The 20,832-nt window shown below is 62.9% G+C and carries 19 protein-coding genes; 11 read left to right on the forward strand and 8 right to left on the reverse strand.

What is annotated here, in order from left to right:
* The first annotated feature begins 23 nt into the window (after nucleotides 1-23).
* The 4 genes from OEZ71_RS08385 (at nucleotide 24) to OEZ71_RS08400 (ending at nucleotide 3,344) form a co-directional block, all read left to right on the forward strand.
* Complete coding sequence (locus OEZ71_RS08385; protein ID WP_263739492.1) at nucleotides 24-890, forward strand: N-formylglutamate amidohydrolase; 867 nt, start codon at nucleotides 24-26, stop codon at nucleotides 888-890.
* A complete protein-coding gene (locus tag OEZ71_RS08390; RefSeq protein WP_263739493.1) occupies nucleotides 887-1,543 on the forward strand; it encodes a cysteine hydrolase family protein in 657 nt (218 codons plus the stop codon). The genes OEZ71_RS08385 and OEZ71_RS08390 overlap by 4 nt, the downstream gene beginning before the upstream one ends.
* Before the next feature lie 456 nt (nucleotides 1,544-1,999).
* Nucleotides 2,000-2,200, forward strand: coding sequence for a hypothetical protein (locus OEZ71_RS08395; protein ID WP_263739494.1), 201 nt, complete (start codon nucleotides 2,000-2,002; stop codon nucleotides 2,198-2,200).
* A 130-nt stretch (nucleotides 2,201-2,330) separates the two neighbouring features.
* The gene (locus OEZ71_RS08400; protein ID WP_263739495.1) at nucleotides 2,331-3,344 is read left to right on the forward strand and encodes a GlxA family transcriptional regulator; all 1,014 of its coding nucleotides are present in this window, start codon (nucleotides 2,331-2,333) and stop codon (nucleotides 3,342-3,344) included.
* A gap of 4 nt (nucleotides 3,345-3,348) precedes the next feature.
* Here the strand turns inward: OEZ71_RS08400 and OEZ71_RS08405 are convergent, their stop codons facing one another.
* The 6 genes from OEZ71_RS08405 to ribA form a co-directional block, all read right to left on the reverse strand.
* A complete protein-coding gene (locus OEZ71_RS08405; RefSeq protein WP_263739496.1) occupies nucleotides 3,349-3,915 on the reverse strand; it encodes a sarcosine oxidase subunit gamma in 567 nt (188 codons plus the stop codon).
* Nucleotides 3,908-6,859 carry a sarcosine oxidase subunit alpha family protein gene (locus OEZ71_RS08410; RefSeq protein ID WP_263739497.1) on the reverse strand — a complete coding sequence of 984 codons (2,952 nt, stop codon included), beginning with the start codon at nucleotides 6,857-6,859 and terminating at the stop codon, nucleotides 3,908-3,910. Before OEZ71_RS08410 ends, OEZ71_RS08405 begins: the two co-directional genes overlap by 8 nt.
* On the reverse strand, nucleotides 6,856-7,143 hold the full coding sequence (locus OEZ71_RS08415) for a sarcosine oxidase subunit delta (RefSeq protein WP_263739498.1): 288 nt from the start codon (nucleotides 7,141-7,143) through the stop codon (nucleotides 6,856-6,858). The genes OEZ71_RS08410 and OEZ71_RS08415 overlap by 4 nt, the downstream gene beginning before the upstream one ends.
* A 13-nt stretch (nucleotides 7,144-7,156) precedes the next feature.
* Nucleotides 7,157-8,410, reverse strand: coding sequence for a sarcosine oxidase subunit beta family protein (locus tag OEZ71_RS08420; protein WP_263739499.1), 1,254 nt, complete (start codon nucleotides 8,408-8,410; stop codon nucleotides 7,157-7,159).
* A 150-nt stretch (nucleotides 8,411-8,560) separates the two neighbouring features.
* Nucleotides 8,561-9,070 carry a L,D-transpeptidase family protein gene (locus OEZ71_RS08425; RefSeq protein WP_263739500.1) on the reverse strand — a complete coding sequence of 170 codons (510 nt, stop codon included), beginning with the start codon at nucleotides 9,068-9,070 and terminating at the stop codon, nucleotides 8,561-8,563.
* Nucleotides 9,067-10,155 (reverse strand): GTP cyclohydrolase II, encoded by a 1,089-nt coding sequence (gene ribA, locus OEZ71_RS08430; RefSeq protein WP_263739501.1) that lies wholly within the window; start codon nucleotides 10,153-10,155, stop codon nucleotides 9,067-9,069. Before ribA ends, OEZ71_RS08425 begins: the two co-directional genes overlap by 4 nt.
* A 159-nt stretch (nucleotides 10,156-10,314) precedes the next feature.
* On the opposite strand from ribA, the gene OEZ71_RS08435 reads away from it, so the two are divergent.
* Complete coding sequence (locus OEZ71_RS08435) at nucleotides 10,315-11,001, forward strand: response regulator transcription factor (RefSeq protein WP_263739502.1); 687 nt, start codon at nucleotides 10,315-10,317, stop codon at nucleotides 10,999-11,001.
* Between the two features lie 372 nt (nucleotides 11,002-11,373).
* Here the strand turns inward: OEZ71_RS08435 and OEZ71_RS08440 are convergent, their stop codons facing one another.
* Complete coding sequence (locus OEZ71_RS08440; RefSeq protein ID WP_263739503.1) at nucleotides 11,374-11,916, reverse strand: hypothetical protein; 543 nt, start codon at nucleotides 11,914-11,916, stop codon at nucleotides 11,374-11,376.
* A gap of 140 nt (nucleotides 11,917-12,056) precedes the next feature.
* On the opposite strand from OEZ71_RS08440, the gene OEZ71_RS08445 reads away from it, so the two are divergent.
* The 4 genes from OEZ71_RS08445 to OEZ71_RS08460 all read left to right on the forward strand — a co-directional run bounded on the left by OEZ71_RS08445 (nucleotide 12,057) and on the right by OEZ71_RS08460 (nucleotide 15,902).
* A complete protein-coding gene (locus OEZ71_RS08445) occupies nucleotides 12,057-12,845 on the forward strand; it encodes an exodeoxyribonuclease III (protein WP_263739504.1) in 789 nt (262 codons plus the stop codon).
* 95 nt (nucleotides 12,846-12,940) lie between these two features.
* The gene (locus OEZ71_RS08450; protein WP_263739505.1) at nucleotides 12,941-14,428 is read left to right on the forward strand and encodes an FAD-binding oxidoreductase; all 1,488 of its coding nucleotides are present in this window, start codon (nucleotides 12,941-12,943) and stop codon (nucleotides 14,426-14,428) included.
* Between the two features lie 2 nt (nucleotides 14,429-14,430).
* The gene (locus OEZ71_RS08455) at nucleotides 14,431-14,847 is read left to right on the forward strand and encodes a hypothetical protein (RefSeq protein WP_263739506.1); all 417 of its coding nucleotides are present in this window, start codon (nucleotides 14,431-14,433) and stop codon (nucleotides 14,845-14,847) included.
* Complete coding sequence (locus OEZ71_RS08460; RefSeq protein ID WP_263739507.1) at nucleotides 14,847-15,902, forward strand: hypothetical protein; 1,056 nt, start codon at nucleotides 14,847-14,849, stop codon at nucleotides 15,900-15,902. The genes OEZ71_RS08455 and OEZ71_RS08460 overlap by 1 nt, the downstream gene beginning before the upstream one ends.
* A 3-nt stretch (nucleotides 15,903-15,905) precedes the next feature.
* On the opposite strand, the gene OEZ71_RS08465 is transcribed toward OEZ71_RS08460, so the two are convergent.
* Nucleotides 15,906-16,991 (reverse strand): Hint domain-containing protein, encoded by a 1,086-nt coding sequence (locus tag OEZ71_RS08465; RefSeq protein ID WP_263739508.1) that lies wholly within the window; start codon nucleotides 16,989-16,991, stop codon nucleotides 15,906-15,908.
* A 286-nt stretch (nucleotides 16,992-17,277) separates the two neighbouring features.
* Between OEZ71_RS08465 and dapE the strand changes: the two genes are divergently transcribed.
* Both dapE and rnr read left to right on the forward strand, forming a co-directional pair.
* A complete protein-coding gene (gene dapE, locus OEZ71_RS08470; RefSeq protein ID WP_263739509.1) occupies nucleotides 17,278-18,444 on the forward strand; it encodes a succinyl-diaminopimelate desuccinylase in 1,167 nt (388 codons plus the stop codon).
* A 56-nt stretch (nucleotides 18,445-18,500) separates the two neighbouring features.
* Nucleotides 18,501-20,756, forward strand: coding sequence for a ribonuclease R (rnr, locus tag OEZ71_RS08475; protein WP_263739510.1), 2,256 nt, complete (start codon nucleotides 18,501-18,503; stop codon nucleotides 20,754-20,756).
* The last annotated feature ends 76 nt before the right edge of the window (nucleotides 20,757-20,832 follow it).

The raw sequence follows: 20,832 nt of genomic DNA on the forward strand, positions 1-20,832 counted from the left end.
AGCGTAAGGCTGATGAAAATTGCATGTCAACTCTTGCCAAACGGCATCGATTGATTTTCTTCTTTCAGAATGCCATTGGGGTGCATGTCGCCCCACAAACAGGCGGAGACGGTATGAAGGAGATGGATCGGATAGCTGCGAGGCTTCTTGACCCCAGGGTGGATCCCGCTCCGGTGGAATATGTCGCCGCGACCGCACGACCGGATCTGCTGTTTATCTGTGAACATGCCGGACGCCTGATTCCCCGCTCCCTGGGCGATCTCGGGCTCGCCCCAGGTGAAATCGATAGGCATATAGCGTGGGATATCGGCGCCGAGGGCGTCGCGCGGCGACTGGCCGCCACGCTCGGGGCCGGATTGATCCTCCAGCGCTACAGCCGTCTGGTCATCGACTGCAACAGACCGCCACTCGGCAAGCAGTCGGTTCCTGAGACCAGCGATGGGGCAGAGATTCCCGGCAACCGGAATCTCTCGAACGAGGCCGGCACCGCGCGGGTGGACGAGATTTTCCGCCCCTTCGCGGAGGCCTGCGAGGCAGCCATCTCCGACCGTCGGATACGGGCCGCATATTCGATCCACAGCTTTACGCCCTGCATGAACGGATTCGCGCGACCATGGCACATTGGCTTTTGTTTTAGGCAGGCGAACAGCGGAGGCGATCTGGCTAGGCGTTTCGGCGCGGCACATCCAAACTTGACCGTTGCTGAGAACCAACCCTACCAGATTGACGACGAGACCGACTGGTTCATTCCGCGCGTCGCAGAGCCCCGCGGCATCGCCCACGCCCTGATCGAGATCCGCAACGACCAGATCGCCGACGAGGCGGGCCAAATCCTCTGGGCTGGCAGGCTGGCCGCCCTGTTTCAGCCCCGTAAGGAGACAGACCTGTGACGACCATCAATCCCACTACCCTGACCAGAGAAGTGCCGCTTGTTCCCGGGCAATCCGCCCTTCTGATCGTCGACGTGCAGAACTTCAGCGCCAAGCGTGAGGGAGCAGAGTTTGGCCATCTCCCGGATGCCGAGTTCCGGGAAAAGTACGGCGCGTTTTTTGATCGGATCTGGTCCGAGACAATCCCCAACATCCGCCGCCTTCAGGACGCTTGCCGGGCGGCGGGCGTGGAGGTCATGTTCACAACGATCGAAAGCCTGACGCTGGACGGTCGTGACCGTTCATTGGACTACAAGATCACCGGCTTCAACGTGCCCAAGGGTTCATGGGACGGCAAGGTGGTGGACGAGATCGCACCCGTGGGAGACGAGATCGTATTACCGAAATCGTCGTCCTCCGTCTTCGTCTCGACCCATATCGACTACGTGCTGCGAAACCTCGGGGTGCGGCAACTGGTTATAACCGGGCTCGTAACCGACCAGTGCGTCGAAAGCGCGATCCGTGACGCCTGCGACCTGGGCTATCTGGTCACCCAGGTCACGGACGCCTGCATGACCTATACTGAGGCCCGACAGACCGCGTCGATCAACGCCATCAAGGGCTATTGTCGTCAGCTGACGACTGATGCGCTTTGCGCTGAACTGGCCAGTTAGGAGGCGTGTTTGCTCGGCACAAGCGACGGTGCGACTGTCCTTAAGGCGGCTGCTTCGTATTAGTCTGCCGGCACCGTCAACGTATGACTCTCTGAATCTACGCACTGTATACACCCGCACATTGTGGCGTGGATTCCGTGCCTGAAGAGGTGTTCTATGCTTTAGATATATGAAATTGCAGGCGAAATAATCGCCCTAAAAGGTGCGAATGAGGTGCCCGTCGTTTCCTAGACACGTGCCTCGTTCAGTTTCTGTTGCGTGATTTCGAAGTCAAAGCGCGACAGAATGCCATTGTTCGTATGCTGGCGCTTCGGATTGTAGAACAGTTCGATACACTCAAAGGCGACTTGCCACGCGGCACCCGCAGAACCTCTGAGGTCTCTCACCCTTTGCGTGACGCCTTGGGTCGGCAAAACAGCCTAGGAACCCGCTAAGGCGTCGCTTACGGTCTCCTCGGTGATCGACTTCGAAGCCATCATGATCGACGGCGCCTTACCACATCAAATGCCAAGCGAACCGGCTGAAAGGGAATCGCGATGCATCGAGAAGCAAGACGCCCGCAGTCTGATCACGCACGGGACCGGGGACAGCAGTGCTGGCAAAACGCACGCGGCATCGGCGCATCAAGAAATCCGGTTTTCTCGCATTTCTTTCTGAAGGCCAATGCTGGGTTGTCGGCAAGGTCGGGACTCGGGGCCGCGCGGAATGGCCCCCGATAAATCGGCAATATGCCACCTTTACTGATTGACAAATACCCCAATGCGCCGGCGTGTTTCCTGCTAGCATGATGCTCATGAACAAAACCCACCACGTCACGACCGTCGGATTGCTCATCTTTCCGGGCTTTCCGATGTCTTGCCTGACCTCGATGATCGAACCGCTTCGTGCGGCAAATGAAATCGTTGGCCACCGGGCCTTTGTCTGGAAGATCTTGTCCGAAACCGGCCACAGGGTGGAATCCAGTGCGGATGTCGGTTTCGATCCCGACTACGCCCTGCCCGATGCAGACGGGCTCGACTATCTTTTTCTTCTAAGCGGTCCGGCGTCGAATTTCATCGACCGCAAAACGTCCGAGGGAAAACTGCGTCGGCTTGCGCGGCATGGTGTTTCGATCGGTGGGGTCAGCGGCGGCGTTTTTCCCCTGGCGCGCGCAGGGCTGCTCGAAAACCACGAATGCTCGGTTCACTGGTGCTATGAGGCGGCTTTCGCGACTGAATTTCCGGCGATCAAGACGGTGGACGACGTGATCGTGTTCGACAGCAACCGCTACACCGTGTCAGGTGCCGCTGCCGCCTTTGACCTGATGCTGCATTTCATTGAGGAACGGCTGGGAAGCGAGGCGGCAACGGAAACCGCCTGCTGGTTTCAGCATCCCTTGGTCCGCGGCAGGGGTGTGCGGCAGAAAATCCCGACCTTTCGCCGTGACAGCACCGAGGATTCCCTGCCCGGATCGGTTGCGAAGGCCGTCGAGATCCTCTCATCCAGAATCTCAGAGCCCGTCGGTATCGAGGATGTCGCGCGCGAGGCAGGGGTTTCGACCCGACAGCTTGAAAGACAGTTCAAGAAAGCGACCGGGCAAAGCCCGTCGCGCTACTACCGGTCGTTGCGCATGAAGGCCGCGCGGCAACTGGTTCTGTTTTCCAAACAGAACCTGACGCATATCGCCTTGGCGGTCGGCTATGAAACCGTTGTCCCCCTGCTGCGCCATTACCGGCAGGAATTTGGCATCAGCCCGAACGAGGACCGCGCGCAGATCAACCGCCTTCGGGTGGAAGAAGGCCGCCCGCTGCCATCCATATAAGCGCTCAGACGATGCTTCGCGCCGCTATCGAAAGTGCATGATGCATTGATGCCGCCGAAGACCTCGGGCAAATCACGGTGAACGCCTCGCCGGTCGTACGGCAAAGGACGAAACAGCCGAGATGCTCAATGGAGGTCCGTGTGGCGTCGCCCGCCTTCATCCGGCGGGACGGGACCGGGCAGAGACGTTCCAGCATATCAACCACACCAGAACCACCGACATCAAACTGCGCCCAGCCATCGGTCTGTTCGGTGATCGAGGCGGCGTCGCCGAGGCCCGCCTTTACAATCGGCGCGATATCTTCGTGGCCCTCGAAGGGCGCAGTTACCATCCATTGACCGGGACCGGTCCAGAATGCGGCCCAGTCGCCCTTCGACTCCATCCGGCCGGGCTCCGGCAGGGCGAAACCAAAGAGTTTCTTCGCGGCCTTCGCGACATCGGCGTCGCGACCCAAGCGCGTCGTAAGCGATGCCATGGCGCGACCCGGATTTTCAGCAATGGTGATCCCGCCGATCCGATCCTCGCGGGCGTTTGCACCGCCAAGCGGCGTGATGGCTGCCAGATTATGCACGCAGACGCTCCCCTTCCGGGTCGACAAAATAGGCGCTGACCACTTCGACCTCGACCTCTTCATTGGCGACCGGGTTCACCGCACGCAGGATCTCTCCCTTGCGGTTTGCCCCGTTCTTCAGAAAGCCGAGCCCGACCGTATGGCCGAGATTCGGCGAATACGCGACCGAGGTCATGTAGCCCTGATCGTTGGCAGCATTGGCCACGTCGCCCTTGTTGATGAAATGCGACCCGGCGACGAAAGCCCGGCTGCGGTCAACCGGGCGGAAGCCCACGAGGTTCAGCGCATCGTCGCGGTTCAGCCCCTCGCGTTCCGAGAGCGTGGAGCCGATGGAGTCCTTCTTTTTCGACACCATTCCGCCCATGCCGAGGTTCAGCGCCGTCGTCGTGCCGTTCAGCTCATTGCCCGCTGCGTGGCCCTTTTCGATCCGCATGACGCCCAGCGCCTCGGTCCCGTAAACGACCGCGTCGAATTCGCGGCCCGCCTCCACCATCGCCCGGATGAGCCCGTCGCCGTAGCGCGTCGGCACGGCAATTTCATAGGCAAGTTCGCCCGAGAACGAGATGCGGAAGAGCCGCGCGCGGAGACCGCCGCAAACCGTGATCTCGCCGCAGGCCATGTAGGGGAAGGCCTCGTTCGAGATGTCATGTTCGGCATCGACGATCTTCTGCAACAGCTTGCGGGCGTTGGGACCGGCGACAGAGAACTGCGCCCATGCCTCGGTGGTGGAGATGATCTGCACGTCGAGATCGGGCCAGAGGCACTGGCGGCAGAACTCCATATGGCGGTAAACGCCGACGGCGTTTGCGGTCGTGGTCGTGGTGATAAAATGGTCCTCGGCCAGACGGGCGGTGGTGCCGTCATCCATGACCATCCCGTCCTCGCGCAGCATCAGCCCGTAACGGACCTTGCCGACGGCGAGCTTGCCGAAGGCGTTGACGTAGATGCGGTTGAGGAATTCGGCCGCATCGGTGCCCTGCACGTCGATCTTGCCGAGTGTCGTCACATCGCAGATGCCCACCGATTTCCGCGTTGCCAGAACCTCGCGATCGACCGACTGGCGCCAATGGGTTTCGCCGGGTTTCGGGAACCACTGGGCGCGTTTCCACATGCCGACCTCAACAAAGACCGCGCCCTGTTCGGCGGCCCAGACGTGGCTCGGCGTCAGCCGCACGGGGCGGAAATCGGCCCCCGCCGAGCGGCCCGCGAAGGCCGCGATGGGCACGGGCGTATAGGGCGGACGGAAGATCGTGGTGCCGGTTTCCGGGATCGATTTTCCCGTCATCTCGGCCATGATCGCAAGCCCGCCCATATTCGCAGTCTTGCCCTGATCGGTCGCCATGCCGAGCGTGGTGTAGCGCTTCAGATGCTCGACTGAACGATAGCCTTCCTGATGGGCAAGCTTCACGTCCTTGACGGTCACATCGTTCTGCTGGTCGATCCAGGCGCGGCTCGCACCCTTCACGTACCAGAAGGGTTTGAGGTTGATCGGCGCATCCTCGGCCTGCGGCAGATCGGCGGCTTTCGCCTTGACGCCCAGATCGGCCAGTGCCCGGACAGCGCCGTCGACCCCGGACGCGAGCGCGGCAGCGGTCGAGAAGGCGCCGTTGGCGGCCCCGGCCACCGACATGCCGGTCGGGTTCTTGCCGGGAACGAAGGCCGCAAGCGCCTCGTTCCAGATCGGGATGCCTCGCTGGTGGCAGGTCAGGTGCACGTTCGGGTTCCAGCCGCCCGATACGCCAAGAGCGCCGCAGTCGATCTGCCGCGTCTGGCCACCGGCCATTCGCACGGTGATCGAATTCAGGCCCAGCCGCCCTTTGCTGTCGATGACCTCGGCCCCGGCTAGAAGCTCGCAATCCGCCATGCGCGGTGCATCCGCACGGGTGTCGATGATCGCGGCCACGCGGACACCCCGGGCCAGCAGGTCTGTCGCCGTGCGGTGCCCATCATCGTTGTTGGTAAAGATCGCGACCTGCCGGTCGGGTACGGCGGCCCAGCGGTTGGCAAAGGCCCGCAGCGATCCGGCCAGCATGATGCCGGGACGGTCATTGTTGTCGAAGGCGATGGGCCGTTCGGTCGAGCCTGCGCACAGGAGGCTGCGTTTCGTATAGATCCGCCACAGCGTCTGGCGCGGCTTGCCGCTGGCCGGCACCGCGACATGATCCGAAACCCGCTCCAGCGCGCCATAGATCCCGTGATCGAAGGCGCCGAGAACCGTGGTGCGCGGCATCAGCCGCACATTGGGCAGGCTGGCGAGTTCGGCGACCGTTACCGCAGCCCAGTCCGCGCCCGAAGCATCACCAAGGGTGAACGTCTCAGAGTTGAGGCGCCCGCCCAGCGCGAAATCCTCGTCGGCGAGGATGACGTCGGCCCCTGCCCGTCCGGCTGTGAGCGCAGCCGCGAGGCCGGAAGGCCCTGCGCCGATGATCAGAAGGTCACAGTGCAGAAAACCCTTGTCGTAGGTATCCGGGTCCGCCTCCATCGACAGGCTGCCGAGACCAGCGGCGCGGCGAATGATCGGCTCGTAGAGCTTTTCCCAGAACGCCTTCGGCCACATGAAGGTCTTGTAGTAGAAGCCTGCCGCGAAGAAGGGCGACAGCTTGTCGTTGATCCCCATCGCGTCGAAAGCAAGCGAGGGCCAGCGGTTCTGGCTACGCGCCTCCAGCCCGTCGAAAAGTTCGGCCACCGTAGCCCGCGTATTTGGTTCCTGCCGCGCGCCGGTGCGAAGTTCGACCAGCGCGTTCGGCTCTTCCGAGCCCGAGCTCAGCAGGCCGCGCGGGCGGTGGTATTTGAACGACCGCCCCATCAGCAGCACGCCGTTGGCCAGAAGCGCCGAGGCGAGCGTATCGCCGGGATGGCCCTGATAGCTCTTGCCATCAAAGCTGAAATTGAGCGTGTTCCCGCGGTCGATCTGGCCACCGCTGATCCGGTTGATCTGGCTCATTTGCCACGTCCCCTTGCCCGGGCCACATCGCGGGCCAGTTCGACCTTGGTGATCTCATGTGTCAGCGTATTGCGGGTGACGACCAGCCAGGACCGGTCGCCCTGTTCGTGGAACCACAATTCGCGGTGTTCGCCGGCCGGGTTCTCACGTTCGTAAAGATAGTCGTAGAACCGGTCCACGGCATCCTCGGCTTGCCAGTCAGGCCGGTCGATCAGGCTCGCATCGCCGAGATAGGTAAATTCCTGGCTGTCGCGGGGACCAAGAAGCGGGTGATTGATGATCATCTGTCTGGCCCCATCAATGCAGGTTGGGCTGCGCGCCCATACCCTTTTCGTCGATCATCAATCCCTTGCGGAACCGGTCGAAACGATAGGCTTTTGCGGTGTCGTGTGGCGTGTCGGTGGCCAGAAGATGGGCAAAGCACCAGCCGGAGGCAGGCGTTGCTTTGAAGCCACCATAACACCAGCCCCCGTTGAAATAGAGCCCATCCACATCGGTCCGGTCGATGATGGGCGAGCCGTCCATCGACATGTCCATGATCCCGCCCCACATGCGCAACAGACGCGCGCGGCCGATCATCGGCATCAGGCTCATGCCGCCTTCGCAGACATCCTCCACCACCGGCAGGTTACCGCGCTGGGCATAGGAGTTGTAGCCGTCGATATCGCCACCGAAGACGAGGCCGCCCTTGTCGGACTGGCTGACATAGAAATGGCCCGCGCCATAGGTGATGACGCCCGGAATGACCGGCTTCAGTCCTTCGGAGACAAAGGCCTGCAAGACATGGCTTTCAATCGGCAGGCGGTTGATCCCCGCCATCGCCATGACCCGGCCCGAAGACCCCGCCACCGCACAGCCGACCTTGCCCGCGCCGATGAAGCCGCGCGAGGTTTCGACGCCCGTGACCTTGCCGTTCTCGATGCGAAAGCCGGTGACCTCGCAGTTCTGGATGATATCGACGCCGCGGCTGTCGGCGCCACGTGCATAGCCCCAGGCCACCGCATCGTGACGCACCGTGCCGCCGCGCGGCTGCAAAAGGCCGCCCTTGATCGGGAAGCGGGCATTGTCGAAATTCAGGAACGGCGCCATCCGGCGCACACCCTCGGCATCTAGGAGTTCGGAGTCGACACCGTTCAACCGCATCGCATTGGCGCGCCGCCGGTAGGCGTCGCGCTGCGCATCCGTGTGGCAGAGGTTCAGCACGCCACGCTGGCTGACCATGGCGTTGAAGTTGAAATCCTGCTCCAGCCCTTCCCAGAGCTTCATCGAGAACTCGTAGAAAGGCTCGTTGCCATCCAGCAGGTAGTTGGAACGGATGATCGTGGTGTTGCGGCCCACATTGCCGCCGCCGATCCAGCCCTTTTCCAGAACTGCGATACGCGCCTTGCCGAACTCCTTGGCCAGATAATAGGCCGTCGCCAACCCGTGCCCGCCACCGCCAATGATGACATAGTCATACCGGTCCTGAGGCTGCGGGTCCCGCCACGCGGGTTTCCAGCCTTTGTGGCCGGTCAGCGCCTCTTTGATAACCTTGAAGCCCGAATAGTGCATGACATCCCCTGCGCTACATGCTTGCTAGATGCCCCAACACGGCGCGGTCATGCTATGCCAAGTTCGGACATCCTTTCATTGGAATCCGACACGGGCCGGTCAGGCGTTGCAATTTCCGCTCTGTACCGGTCTTCGTTACGTGCCAAGGGGTCAGTTTCGCGGCGCCACGATGACCCGCGTGCCCGGTGCCGCGTGGCGGGCAATGAAGAACAGGTTGGCGCGCGCAAAGGCAAGGCAGCCCGCCGTCGGATAGCCCGGACGGCGCCATCCGTGGATGAAGATGGCCGAACCCTTGCCGGGCACCGCTTCGGGCCAGTTCCAGTCAAGTGGCAGGATCAGGTCATAAAGCGGATCGGCGCGGCGGAGACGCTCGGCGCTTTTGCCAAAGGATTTGCGGGTCAGGTGGTTGTAGTCGGGATGGCCCGAAAGATCACACCAGCGGTCCTCAAGATGGATCGGCTGGGCCCACGGCGGCAGCGCAGTCGCGGCGATCCGGTCGGCGCGATAGAGAAGGCCGATGATCCGGTGGATGCCGGCTGGGGTCGCGCCGTCTCCTTCGCGCTTGTCGGTGGTGATCCCGCCACGGCCGATGGAGACGGGGAAAGTCCGGCCCATGAAACGCAGGCCGGTCGGCGTCAGGACAAGATCGGCAGGGCTCATAGCAGGTGGCCGGACTTCCGCGCCTTGGTGGCGAGGTAGCCCTCGTTATGCCTTGTGCGGCCGACCTTAAGGGGCACGCGTTCGGCAACCCTAATGCCGTTCGCCTCCATCATGCGGATCTTGGCGGGGTTGTTGGTCAGAAGTCGGACCGCACTGAAGCCCATCTTCTTCAGAAGCGCCGCGCCCAGCCGGAAATCGCGTTCGTCATCCTCGAAACCCAGCCGGTGATTGGCCTCGACCGTGTCGAACCCCTGATCCTGTAATGAATATGCCCGCATCTTGTTGGCAAGACCAATGCCGCGGCCTTCCTGATTGAGGTAGAGGAGAACGCCAGCCCCTTCCGCCCCCATCTGGCCAAGGGCGGCCCGTAGCTGCGGACCGCAATCGCATTTCAGACTGCCCAGCAAATCACCGGTGAAACAGGCTGAATGCAGCCGCGCCAGAACCGGTCTGTCGCGCGGGGGCTGGCCGATTTCGATGGCGTAATGCTCTTCGCCACCATCCTCGGGACGGAAGACATGCAGCCGCCCGGCCTCGGCCGCCTCCATCGGCAGGCGGGCATGGATGACGGGATGCAACGCACTTGCCCGGGCAATCTCAGGGGCAGCCTTGTCCCAGTCGATGAGCGTCAACCCCTCAGCAGCAGCGATACCTGCGGGATCGGTTACGGGCACGAGCAACGCGGCGGGAAGTAGCCGCGCGGATTTGGCCAACTGGATCGCCGCGCGGGCAAGGGTCGGGTCGCCCTCGCGCACTGACAGAAAGGGTCCCTTCATCGGCGAACGCAGATCGTCAGCCGGATCGGCGATGGCCGTGACCCAGGCCGGTGTCGCATCGCCGGGCACGGTCAGCCGGGCGATATCGCCGTCATAGGCGCGGGCCTTAAGCGTTTCGGCGCGCCTTGAGGTGATCGCCATGATGGTCGGACCAAGCGCCGAGAGGGCCGCAAATCGCGCAGGAACCAGTGCCTCGGCGGCCAACGCCAGCACGGCACCTTCACCGGCACACAGCACCACCGGCACCCCCATGCGCAGATCGGCGCGGGCGCGGTTCAGGCGTTCGACGATATCGGGGCCAAGCTGCATGTTACATTCCGCGCTGTCTGTCGCCCTCCTAGATAGTCTGACGCGACATAAATTGAAACATTTCCCGCCCCAGCGACACGAGCGCGTGAAATCGCGGGCGCGTGACTTGTCGAATGCGCACCTCACACGCATCTGTTGGGGGAATATGGAGGCATGGTTATGGCCAATCTTAAGAAAATCCTGCTCGTCGATGACGAGGAAGACCTGCGCGAGGCTTTGGCTGAACAACTGGTTTCGACCGAGGATTTCGACGTTTTTGAAGCCGGCAACGGCCATGACGCGATCGAGAAGGTCAAGGAAGGTATCTACGATCTCGTCATCCTCGATGTCGGCCTGCCGGACACGGATGGACGTGAGCTTTGCAAGAAGATGCGCAAGCAGGGCGTCAAATGCCCGATCCTGATGCTGACCGGCCATGACGGCGATGCCGATACGATCCTCGGCCTCGACGCGGGCGCCAACGACTATATTACCAAGCCGTTCAAGTTCCCGGTCCTGCTCGCCCGCATCCGCGCCCAGCTACGCACCCATGAGCAGTCCGAGGACGCGATTTTCCAGCTTGGACCCTATACGTTCAAGCCTGCCATGAAGATGCTGATCGACGAGCGTGACCGGAAAATCCGCCTGACGGAAAAAGAGACGAATATCCTCAAATTCCTATACCGCGCGACCGAAGGCGTGGTGGCGCGCGACGTGCTGCTGCATGAGGTCTGGGGCTACAACGCCGGTGTGACTACGCACACTTTGGAAACACACATCTACCGGCTGAGACAAAAAATAGAACCAGATCCGTCAAATGCGCGCCTTCTTGTGACCGAATCTGGCGGCTATCGTTTAGTGGCATGAGACAATCGAATCCCCTCGCCGCACCGGGGTTATGATGCGGCATCCTCCCTGTTGGACTGGCCGGGCCTTGTGCCCGGCCTTTTTTTGTCCGCCGAAGTTGCAAGGGTTTTCAATGACAACAGGCGCCGGCACCGGCGCGTCAGAACACCAACTGCCGCACGTGCGACAGAAAGAAGGCGTGATTATCGAGGTTCCGGCACTCCAGACCGTTGGCAGACGATTCGCACCGAAATCCGCCGAATGCCCCCGTGACGCCATATTCGACCCGATCGAATGCGTCCGTATTGCGGCTCAACCGGTCGCAAATCAACTGCGCCGGACCATGATCCTTCATGAAGAACCTGTGCCCCGTTTCTCGGCACAATCGGCCGGTCACTGTTTCGCAGCGGCCTTCGCTGGCGGAAACTCGACCTCGGCCAGGAACGGATACGCGATCGAGACGAGCTGCTGGCTCTGAGGTCCCTCGATCCGCAGGAAATACCAAGCACCACCCTCGTTCAGTGCCAGAAGCGGCTGTTCGTGGCGGGTTTTCTGGCCCTTGCTTTCGGTCGTGAATGTTGTTGGCAACAAAACCCAGATCACCTTGGTGCCATCTGCAAGAGCTTCGTCCCCGGCATCAGGACCCGCCCGCCCCGCCGCCAGGTCCCTGAACTTCGCGGTCTTGGCCATCGCCCTGGTCTGTTCGACGAGCGTGTCGGTCAGCTTGTCCGCCTCAACCCCGGTCGCCCCGGCGAACACATTGAGCATACGCGGCGGCAGCGCGCCGACGATCTTTACCGCATCGCCTCTGCCGATAGCGGCAAGATAGAGATCAACGGCTTTCCCAAGGCTTTCGCCCTCTGCCGGGGTCAGCGGCCGCGCGGCGGCGGGCAGCGCCAGAAGCGCGTACAGGGCGAGGGACAGCAGCAGGCGCATGGTCAATCCTTCCAAGATCGGTATCGGCGCCGATCTTGCATGGTCGTGCCGCAGGCTCAAGTCACGATCCTGTCGTCCGGCACGTTGCCGCCGCTGACAGGGCCAGCTAAGGTCGCGCGGCGCAAGACGAGGAGACCCGCATGCCCTTCACCATCGCCACCTGGAACATCAACTCCGTCCGTCTGCGAGAAGGGCTGGTGCAGAAGCTGATGCGCGAGGAAGCGCCCGATATCCTCTGCCTTCAGGAATGCAAATCGCCGGTCGAGAAGATCCCGGTCGAGGGATTCCAGGCACTCGGCTACACCCACATGGTGGCACGCGGGCAGAAGGGCTATAACGGCGTCGCGATCTTCTCCAAACTGCCAATGAAGGAAGTGGCGGCGCATGATTTCGTCGATCTCGGCCATGCCCGCCACATTGCCGGGCAACTGGAAAACGGCGTCACGATCCACAATTTCTATGTGCCTGCGGGCGGCGACATCCCCGACCGGGAGCAGAACGAGAAATTCGGCCAAAAGCTCGATTATGTCACCGCAATGCGGGACTGGGCGCATTCCGACAAGCCGAAGAAGTCGATCCTTGTCGGTGATCTGAACATCGCCCCGCGTGAGGATGACGTGTGGTCGCACAAGCAGCTTCTGAAAATCGTCAGCCATACGCCCGTCGAAGTGGAACATCTCGGGCAAGCGATGGAAGCCGGGAAATGGGTCGATGTCACCCGTAAGGACATCCCCGAGGGACTTCTTTACAGCTGGTGGTCCTACCGTTCGCCCGACTGGGACGCGGCCGACAAGGGTCGCAGGCTGGACCATGTCTGGGCAACGCCCGATATCGCCAATGCCGCGCATGGCAGCCGGGTGCTGCGCGCCGCGCGGGGGTGGGAACAACCCTCAGACCACGCGCCGGTTTTCGCGACATTCGACCTCTGAGACCACGGTGCAGGTGGGGAATAACCGACTGTGCGCTGGCCATATTAAAGCCCAAGTCATCCTCTGAATAGGATCCGACCCGGAGGGAGAAGATCATGGCGGGATTGACGCGGCGCGGTGCCCTGCTTCTGGGCGGGGCAGCTTTGGGGGGCTGGGGTGTGACGGGATTTGCGGCGCGCCTGCCGGTGCTGGACGGCTCCGGGGTGATGGCGTCCAAGGGCAGCGAAACCACACTGAACGATGCCTCGCTTCTCTCAGAAACGCCGATCCACAGACATCTGGTTGTGGAAGAGGACCCGGGCGAGGCTTTGGTCGCGCGGCTGCGCGCCGAACTAAAGGAAGCCGCCGCCGCAGGCCGCCCCGTCAATATCGGCGCCGCGCGCCATTCGATGGGTGGGCAGGCGATCCCGCGCGATGGCCATGCCGTGACCTTCCGCAATGCCACGGTGGAACCTGACCCGGCTGCGGGCATCTATCGCGTCCATGCCGGCGCGCGATGGTCCGACGTCATCGCGGCACTCGACCCGATCGGCTTTTCGCCGAAAGTCATGCAGTCAAACCACGATTTCGGCGTGGCCGCGACATTTTCGGTCAACGCCCATGGCTGGCCCGCGCCACTTGGGCCGATGGGCTCCACTGTCCTTGCGGTGACGATGGTGATGCCCGATGGCACGCTCCTCCGCGCTTCGCGCGATGAAAACGCCGAACTCTTCCGCGCAGCAATGGGCGGGTACGGCCTCATCGGCCTGATCACCGAACTGGAGGTCGAGATGGCGCCGAACCTGCGCCTTGACCCGACTTATCAGGAGATGCCGGGCGAGGCCTTCGGACCGGCCTTCGCCACTGCCGTAAAGGACGGCATGGTCGACATGGCCTATGGCCGTCTGAACGTCGACCGCTCGCGGTTCTTCGAAGACGCGCTGATGATCACCTACCGCCCCTCGGCCGACCAGTCGGACCTGCCGCCCGCCTCGACCTCGGGCTTCATCTCGAAAGCGTCGCGCCACATCTTCCGCGCCCAGCTGGGGCGGGAACGGGTGAAACGCTGGCGGTGGCGGACCGAAACCGATGTCGGCCCGCGTGTCGGCGGCGGTCCGGTCACGCGCAATTCGCTTCTGAACGAGCCCGTCATTACGCTTGATGACCGCGACCCAACCCGCACCGACATCCTGCACGAATATTTCGTCCCGCCAGAGCGCTTCGCCGATTTCCTGACCGTCTGCCGCGACGTGATACCGGGATCGTATCAGGAACTGCTGAACGTAACGCTGCGCTGGCTGGAGCCCGACATCGACAGTCTTCTGGCCTTTGCGCCCGGCCCGCGCATCGCCGCCGTGATGCTTTTCAGTCAGGAAATGACCGCCCGGGCCGAGGCTGACATGACGCGGATGACCGAGGCGCTGATTGACCGGGTGATCGCTTTGTGCGGCACCTATTACCTGCCCTACCGTCCCCATGCGCGGCCTGATCAGTTCACCGCTGGATATGCCCGCGCACATGAGTTTGTCGCGGCGAAGCGGGCAGCCGATCCGGGACTGTTGCTTCGGAACGCGCTGTGGGACCGTTACATGGGGATCCTCTGATCATGCTGATGAAACCGATGACCACGCCGCAGAAGGTCGCGCTGGGCTATTTCGTGATCCTCGCCTTCGTGGCGGGCCTGAACTACATCCCCGGCTTCAAGGATGAGCAGGGGTTGATCTGCGGCGTCTTCGAACTCGACATCGCCGATGACCTCCTGCATCTCGGTTCGGCGCTCTGGGCCTTCCTTGGAGCCATCCTGTCGCGGCGGGCGGCGATCTTCTACCTTACCGCATTCGGTGCCATCTATCTTGGCGACGGATTGCTGGGGCTTGCGACGGGATCGGGTTATCTTGACCTCGGCATCTGGCGCTGGGGCGTGCAGGACCTGCCCTTCGGCTTCAAGATCGCGGCCAATACCCCGCACATCCTCCTCGGCGGCGCCGCACTCCTGTCCGGCCTGAAGTTCCGGCGGACCTGATGCGGTTCCTGTGGCGCTGGCTGAAACGGGCTCTGGTGACGGTCGTTCTTTTAGTCGTCGCACTTGTCGCCCCTGCCCTCTGGGTCGAAACCACCTGCCGGGGGACGCCGGTTGCTGACAACTACCAGCCGATCATCACCGAGCCGGACTGGCAGCGCCCGGAATCGCGGACGCTTTTGACCTATCCTGAATGGCATATCGTCCACGCCTACGAGGATTACGCCGCCGTCATTGCCAAAGGTGATCCACAGGATTTCGGCTTTCTCGCCGCCATCGGCGGGTTCTGGTCCTCGCTTTGTGATCTGTCGGAGACGTCCGGCAATCACGGTGGCTTTCCGGGGGAGACCAAGCAGATGGTCTATACAATCGGCGTCAGCTTTACCGCCGAAATGCTGGCCAAGGCGGCCTATGAGGAAACCCTCGGCCGCATCGCCACATGGCTGCGCGGACCGGACCAATCGCCACTCGATACTCTGTCTGCCCGACAGGCGGCCGACTACGCGGCCTTTCTCAGCCAGGTGCCATGGTATCGCTGGGATTTCACAGCCGATGCGGGGGCCCTTGATGCAGGTCGCACAGATGCGTTCCGCGACCGGGAACGAGCCGTCGCGCTTGGAATAGAATACCGCGTGAAGGCAGCCTATGCCCGCGTCATCGCGGCGGCGGTGGAGGGGGTGGGCCACGATCAATTGCGCCTGCGTTCGATCGTTCGGGGGCTGCCCCCCGAAACGTTGGCGCAGGTGCCCGGCGTCGCGCTGATCGGCACAAGACCCGAGGGTATCGAGATCGAGACCGACCGCTACGCGGCCTATACCCTTATCCTTCAGGACCTGACGGCCCGGGGGACGGAAATCGTCGAAATCGCGGGCAATGACGATATCCTGCTGACTGTACTGTCTGACGATCCGGACTGGCCGGGTGCCCTCGCCTCAATGGCGCGGCAAGGGCAAGACGATTACCGCCATCTGCTGCTGATCCCGGTCAGCGAGCTTGGCCCGACGCTCCGCGCGTTGGACACTGGCCCAGCGCGTCTGGAGCATGTCCACGACTATTGAGCGTCAGGCCGCAACCGCCGACCGGCTGTTCAGCATCGACAGCATCAGCGCGAGCGCCTCGTAATCCATCAGTTCGCGACGTGCCGGGCTGGTATGGATCGGCAAGCGTCCGGTTTCCACGAGTGCCCCCGGTGCAATAGACCGGGCGAGATCGGGATTGCGGGCCATGCGACCCAGATACAGGCTTTCCGTCCAAAGCCCGTCGGCGCGGATCAGGGCGTGGCGATCGAACAGCACTCCGTGGCAAGCGTTTACTTCGGCTTCGGGTTCCCAAACACCGGTCTGGCCGTTGGCCAGATGGCGCGCCTCGATCAGCACCTCTTCCTCGCCGAAATGGTATTCGACATCGGCCCCTGACAGGGCAAGGCGCTGGCCCGGCAGCACCACCATGTCGCGGGCAAGCCCGAAACACGGCGCAAGAATACGGACCGGGCGGAAACTGCCGATGGCCGGAACCGATACGCGGCCCTGCCACAGGACCGGCATCGGTCCGTCATCGGCAGTCAATACCATGTCACCGGGCCGCAGCATTGCAACGGGACAAGGTCCGTTCACCGTTTCGATCAACGTGCTCGCCGCAAGACCCGGCATCGGGCCGACGATCTGCCAGTGATCGGCCAGCCCGATCCAGTCGAGCGCGGGATGCAGATGGCTGTCGCCACCACCGCCAAAGAGCGCGGCGATCTCCGCCGCAAGAAGCGGCAGCGCGTGCGACGCCTCCTGCTGCCGAATGGTGCCCTTCGACAGGTTCTCGGCCGTCATCAGGCTGACGCCGCGATGGTGATCCCAGTGATAGGACAGCCGCAGTGTACCCATCGATGGTTCACGCCCGAGACCGATCGAAAGATGGCCAACCTCTCCGCCATGACGCCGCAAGAGTTGCAGACGGCCGTCCTGCGTACGTTCCAGCGCGAAGATGTGTTCCGGCTCCCGCCTCGGCGTCAGGCGGATCAGCGGCGTACGCGACCGGGCAAGCGCGGCGAGATTGATCTCCATCACCAGCGTGCCCCAGCCAAGGCAGCCGGGAACCTCGCCCGAACAGGGGGTATGGATCGTACCGTCGTTGTTGCGAAGTGCGCGCCAGCTCATCCAGCCAGCTCCACGGACCTCATGCCTGCCTCCTGCCCCACGAAATGGGCATACGCAAAAAAGCGGGCTGGTCCCGGTCTGGTTGCCTGCTCTGTCCGGTGCGTTTGCCGCCCCGGTCGCGTCTGCCCTGCCTCGGGTCTTTGTTGTGGCGGCGATTATGACCGATAGGCAGGCAGTTGTGAATCCCTTTTCTGAAACGTATTCATGCCATTAGCGATCAGGTGGCAGCAGGGTCACAGCGGGTGCATTGAAGGCCCGGAGCATAGGGGATATCGCTAGGGCACATATGAAGGAGCATTCACCCGTGCCGACCGACATCGACCCCGTTCAACTGACTGCCGATCTCATCCGCTGCCCGTCGGTGACGCCCGAGGAAGGCGGGGCACTGGTCCTGCTGCAGAAGCTTCTGGCGGATGCGGGTTTCGACTGTCACCGCGTAGACCGGAACGGCACGCCAAACCTTTTTGCGCGCTGGGGCAGAAAGGGTGCGAACCGTACGTTTGGTTTCAATGGACATACCGATGTGGTGCCGGTGGGCGATGCCGACGCCTGGACGTGCGATCCGTTTGGGGGCGAGATCAGCGATGGCTGGCTCTGGGGTCGGGGGGCGACCGACATGAAGTCCGGCGTCGCGGCTTTCGTCGCGGCCGCCGTGGATTTTGTGCGCGAAACGCCGCCGGACGGAGCCATTCTTCTGACCATCACCGGGGATGAGGAAGGGCCGGGCAAGGACGGCACACTGGCGCTTCTGGACTGGATGGCAGAGCGGGGTGAGGCAATGTCCGTCTGCCTGGTTGGGGAACCGACCTGTCCGGAGCGGATGGGCGAGATGATGAAGATCGGCCGCCGCGGCTCGATGTCGGTGACCTTCACCGCCGAAGGGGTACAGGGCCATTCGGCCTATCCACACCGGGCGAAGAATCCGCTGCACGCGCTGGTGCGAGTGATGGACCGGCTGGCCTCCGAGCCGCTCGATGAAGGTACAGAGCATTTCGATGCCTCGACCCTCGCCATCACCACCATTGATACCGGGAACACCGCGACCAATGTCATCCCGGCCCGCGCGATCGCCCGGGTCAACATTCGCTTCAACGACGCCCATACGTCTGAAACCCTCACCGCCCGGCTTCGCGAGCATGCACTGGCGATTCAGGCGGAAACGGGTGTGAATTTCGCCCTCGACGTGGTGGTTTCCGGCGAAAGTTTCCTGACCCCGCCGGGTGATTTCGTTCGAATGGTGGCGGTTTCGGTTGAGGCCGAGACGGGGGTGACCCCCGTACTCTCCACATCCGGCGGCACGTCGGATGCACGCTTCGTCAAGGACCATTGCCCGGTTGTCGAGTTCGGCCTTGTCGGTAAAACCATGCATCAGGTCGATGAACGGGTGGAGGTCGCGCAGATCGGCCAATTGAAGGCGATTTACTCGCGCATCCTCAGGGACTATTTCGCCTGACCTGCCGCCGTCGCTTTCCGCATGACGACGCCGTCCGGTCGTGCTAGCGAGGCGGCATGGCCCGTATCCCCTCAAAAACCGAAATTCTCGACTGGATCGCCGATAATCCCGGCCTGACCGCCAAGCGCGACATCGCGAAGGCTTTCGGCATCAAGGGGGCCGACCGGATCGAGCTGAAGCGTTTGCTGAAAGAGCTTGAGGCGGAAGGCACACTGGAGCGCCGCCGCAAGACCTATCGCGACCCAGACAAACTGCCGCCGGTCACGATCCTCACCATCCTGCCGCCTGACCGCAACGGCGACCAGTTCGCCAAGGCGATGGAATGGCAGGGTGAGGGGCCGGAACCGCGTGTCCTCTTCAGCCCGCGCAAGGCAGATGCGCCAGTGGCCGAGGGCGACCGCATCCTTGCCCGCGTCAACGAGGTCCGTGGCGAGGATTACCAGTATGAGGCGCGCCTGATACGCAAGATCGGCGCGAACCCCCACAAGGTCATCGGCATCTTCCGCAAGGCCACGGAGGGCGGGCGGATCGTGCCTATCGACAAGGGCTCGGAAAAGGAATGGCTGGTCGCCGCCGATGCGACGCAGGGCGCGAAGGACGGCGAACTGGTGGAGGCCGAGCAGGCCGGGCCGAAGGGCCGGATGGGCTTGCCCAAGGCGCGGATCATCGAACGGCTGGGCGATCCTTCAGCGCCGAAAGCGGTGTCGCTGATCGCGATCCACCAACACGGCATTCCCGACGACTTTCCGGACGCGGTGATCGAGGAAGCGGACGCGATGAAGCCCGCGCCACTGGGCGACCGCGAGGATCTGCGCCATCTGCCCTTCATCACCATCGACCCCGCCGATGCCCGCGACCATGACGATGCCTGCTATGCCCATCCAGACGAGGACCCGAAGAACGAAGGCGGCCATATCGTCTGGGTCGCCATCGCCGATGTCGCGCACTACGTGACGCCGGGCTCGGCGCTCGACCGCGAGGCGCGCCACCGGGGCAATTCGACCTATTTTCCCGACCGCGTCGTGCCGATGCTGCCCGACCGGCTCTCGGGTGATCTCTGTTCGCTGCACGAAGGTGTCGCGCGGGCGGTTCTGGCCGTCTGGATGAAGCTCGATTCCAAAGGGCGGAAGGTGTCGCACCGCTTCACCCGCGCGATGATCAAATCGGTTGCCAGCCTGAACTACACCGAGGTGCAGGACGCTCAGGACGGGAATCCAAACGAGCGATGCGCGGAACTTCTGCCCGAGGTGATCGCACCGCTCTATGCCGCCTACGAGGCGACGAAAACCGCGCGTGCCATGCGCCAGCCGCTCGACCTCGACCTGCCCGAACGCAAGATTGTCCTCAGCGACGAGGGCGAGGTTCTCTCGGTCGCCTTCAAGGACCGTCTGGATGCCCATCGGCTGATCGAGGAATTCATGATCCTCGCCAACGTCGCCGCCGCCGAAGAACTGATCCGCCTGCGCCGGCCGCTCCTCTTCCGGGTGCATGAGGAACCAAGCCCCGACAAGCTCGACGCGCTGCGTGAGGTTGCCGTGGCGTCGGGCTTCACGCTCGCCAAGGGGCAGGTCCTACGGACCGAGCATCTGAACAAGCTTCTGGCGCAGGCCGAAGGCACGGATTTCGACGAGCTTCTGAACATCACCACTTTGCGGTCGATGACGCAGGCCTATTACAACCCCGAGAATTTCGGCCATTTCGGGCTGGCGCTGAAAAACTACGCGCATTTCACCTCACCGATCCGGCGCTATAGCGACCTGATCGTGCACCGGGCGCTGATCCTAGGCCATGGTTGGGGCGAGGACGGGCTGTCAACTCAGGATATCGAGATGCTGGAGGACACCGCCAAGCATATCTCGGATACCGAGCGCCGCTCGATGGCCGCCGAACGCGATACGACCGACCGTTATCTGGCGTCCTACCTCGCCGAGCGCGTCGGAAACGAGTTTTCAGGACGGATCAGCGGCATCGCGCGGTTCGGCCTCTTCGTGAAACTGGATGAGACCGGGGCGGACGGCATGATCCCGATCCGGACGCTGGGGCGCGAGTTCTTCCATTACGACCCGAAAACCCAGACCCTGATGGGCGCGGATACGGGAACCGTAATCGGCATGGGCCAGCGCGTGACGGTCCGGCTGGCTGAGGCGGTGCCGGTCACGGGCGGGCTGATGCTGGAGCTTCTGGAGATCGAAGGCGCGCCGATGGCGGCGGGCGCTTCGGCCCGGCGTGGCGGACCCGTTGCCCGCCGTGCGGGGAAGGCACGTGCGAAATCGGCCAAGGTCAAGCGCAAGGTCGCGCGTCGCCGCAAGTAGCATTTGGCGGGCTCCCGCCGGGGATGAACTCCGTGCTTTCTCGGACGACGCCTCCACGCTAGAATTCCGCCAACGA

The sequence above is a fragment of the Albidovulum litorale genome (genome assembly GCF_025751495.1).
GTDB lineage: Bacteria > Pseudomonadota > Alphaproteobacteria > Rhodobacterales > Rhodobacteraceae > Albidovulum > Albidovulum litorale.

Bases quoted from the DNA above. Each gene is read 5' to 3' on its own strand.
- OEZ71_RS08385 (WP_263739492.1), top strand. From the start codon at position 24: ATGTCAACTCTTGCCAAACGGCATCGATTGATTTTCTTCTTTCAGAAT.
- OEZ71_RS08400 (WP_263739495.1), top strand. From the start codon at position 2,331: ATGCTCATGAACAAAACCCACCACGTCACGACCGTCGGATTGCTCATC.
- OEZ71_RS08410 (WP_263739497.1), bottom strand. From the start codon at position 6,859: ATGAGCCAGATCAACCGGATCAGCGGTGGCCAGATCGACCGCGGGAAC.
- OEZ71_RS08415 (WP_263739498.1), bottom strand. From the start codon at position 7,143: ATGATCATCAATCACCCGCTTCTTGGTCCCCGCGACAGCCAGGAATTT.
- OEZ71_RS08420 (WP_263739499.1), bottom strand. From the start codon at position 8,410: ATGCACTATTCGGGCTTCAAGGTTATCAAAGAGGCGCTGACCGGCCAC.
- OEZ71_RS08425 (WP_263739500.1), bottom strand. From the start codon at position 9,070: ATGAGCCCTGCCGATCTTGTCCTGACGCCGACCGGCCTGCGTTTCATG.
- ribA (WP_263739501.1), bottom strand. From the start codon at position 10,155: ATGCAGCTTGGCCCCGATATCGTCGAACGCCTGAACCGCGCCCGCGCC.
- OEZ71_RS08435 (WP_263739502.1), top strand. From the start codon at position 10,315: ATGGCCAATCTTAAGAAAATCCTGCTCGTCGATGACGAGGAAGACCTG.
- OEZ71_RS08440 (WP_263739503.1), bottom strand. From the start codon at position 11,916: ATGCGCCTGCTGCTGTCCCTCGCCCTGTACGCGCTTCTGGCGCTGCCC.
- OEZ71_RS08445 (WP_263739504.1), top strand. From the start codon at position 12,057: ATGCCCTTCACCATCGCCACCTGGAACATCAACTCCGTCCGTCTGCGA.
- OEZ71_RS08450 (WP_263739505.1), top strand. From the start codon at position 12,941: ATGGCGGGATTGACGCGGCGCGGTGCCCTGCTTCTGGGCGGGGCAGCT.
- OEZ71_RS08455 (WP_263739506.1), top strand. From the start codon at position 14,431: ATGCTGATGAAACCGATGACCACGCCGCAGAAGGTCGCGCTGGGCTAT.
- OEZ71_RS08460 (WP_263739507.1), top strand. From the start codon at position 14,847: ATGCGGTTCCTGTGGCGCTGGCTGAAACGGGCTCTGGTGACGGTCGTT.
- OEZ71_RS08465 (WP_263739508.1), bottom strand. From the start codon at position 16,991: ATGAGCTGGCGCGCACTTCGCAACAACGACGGTACGATCCATACCCCC.
- dapE (WP_263739509.1), top strand. From the start codon at position 17,278: ATGAAGGAGCATTCACCCGTGCCGACCGACATCGACCCCGTTCAACTG.
- rnr (WP_263739510.1), top strand. From the start codon at position 18,501: ATGGCCCGTATCCCCTCAAAAACCGAAATTCTCGACTGGATCGCCGAT.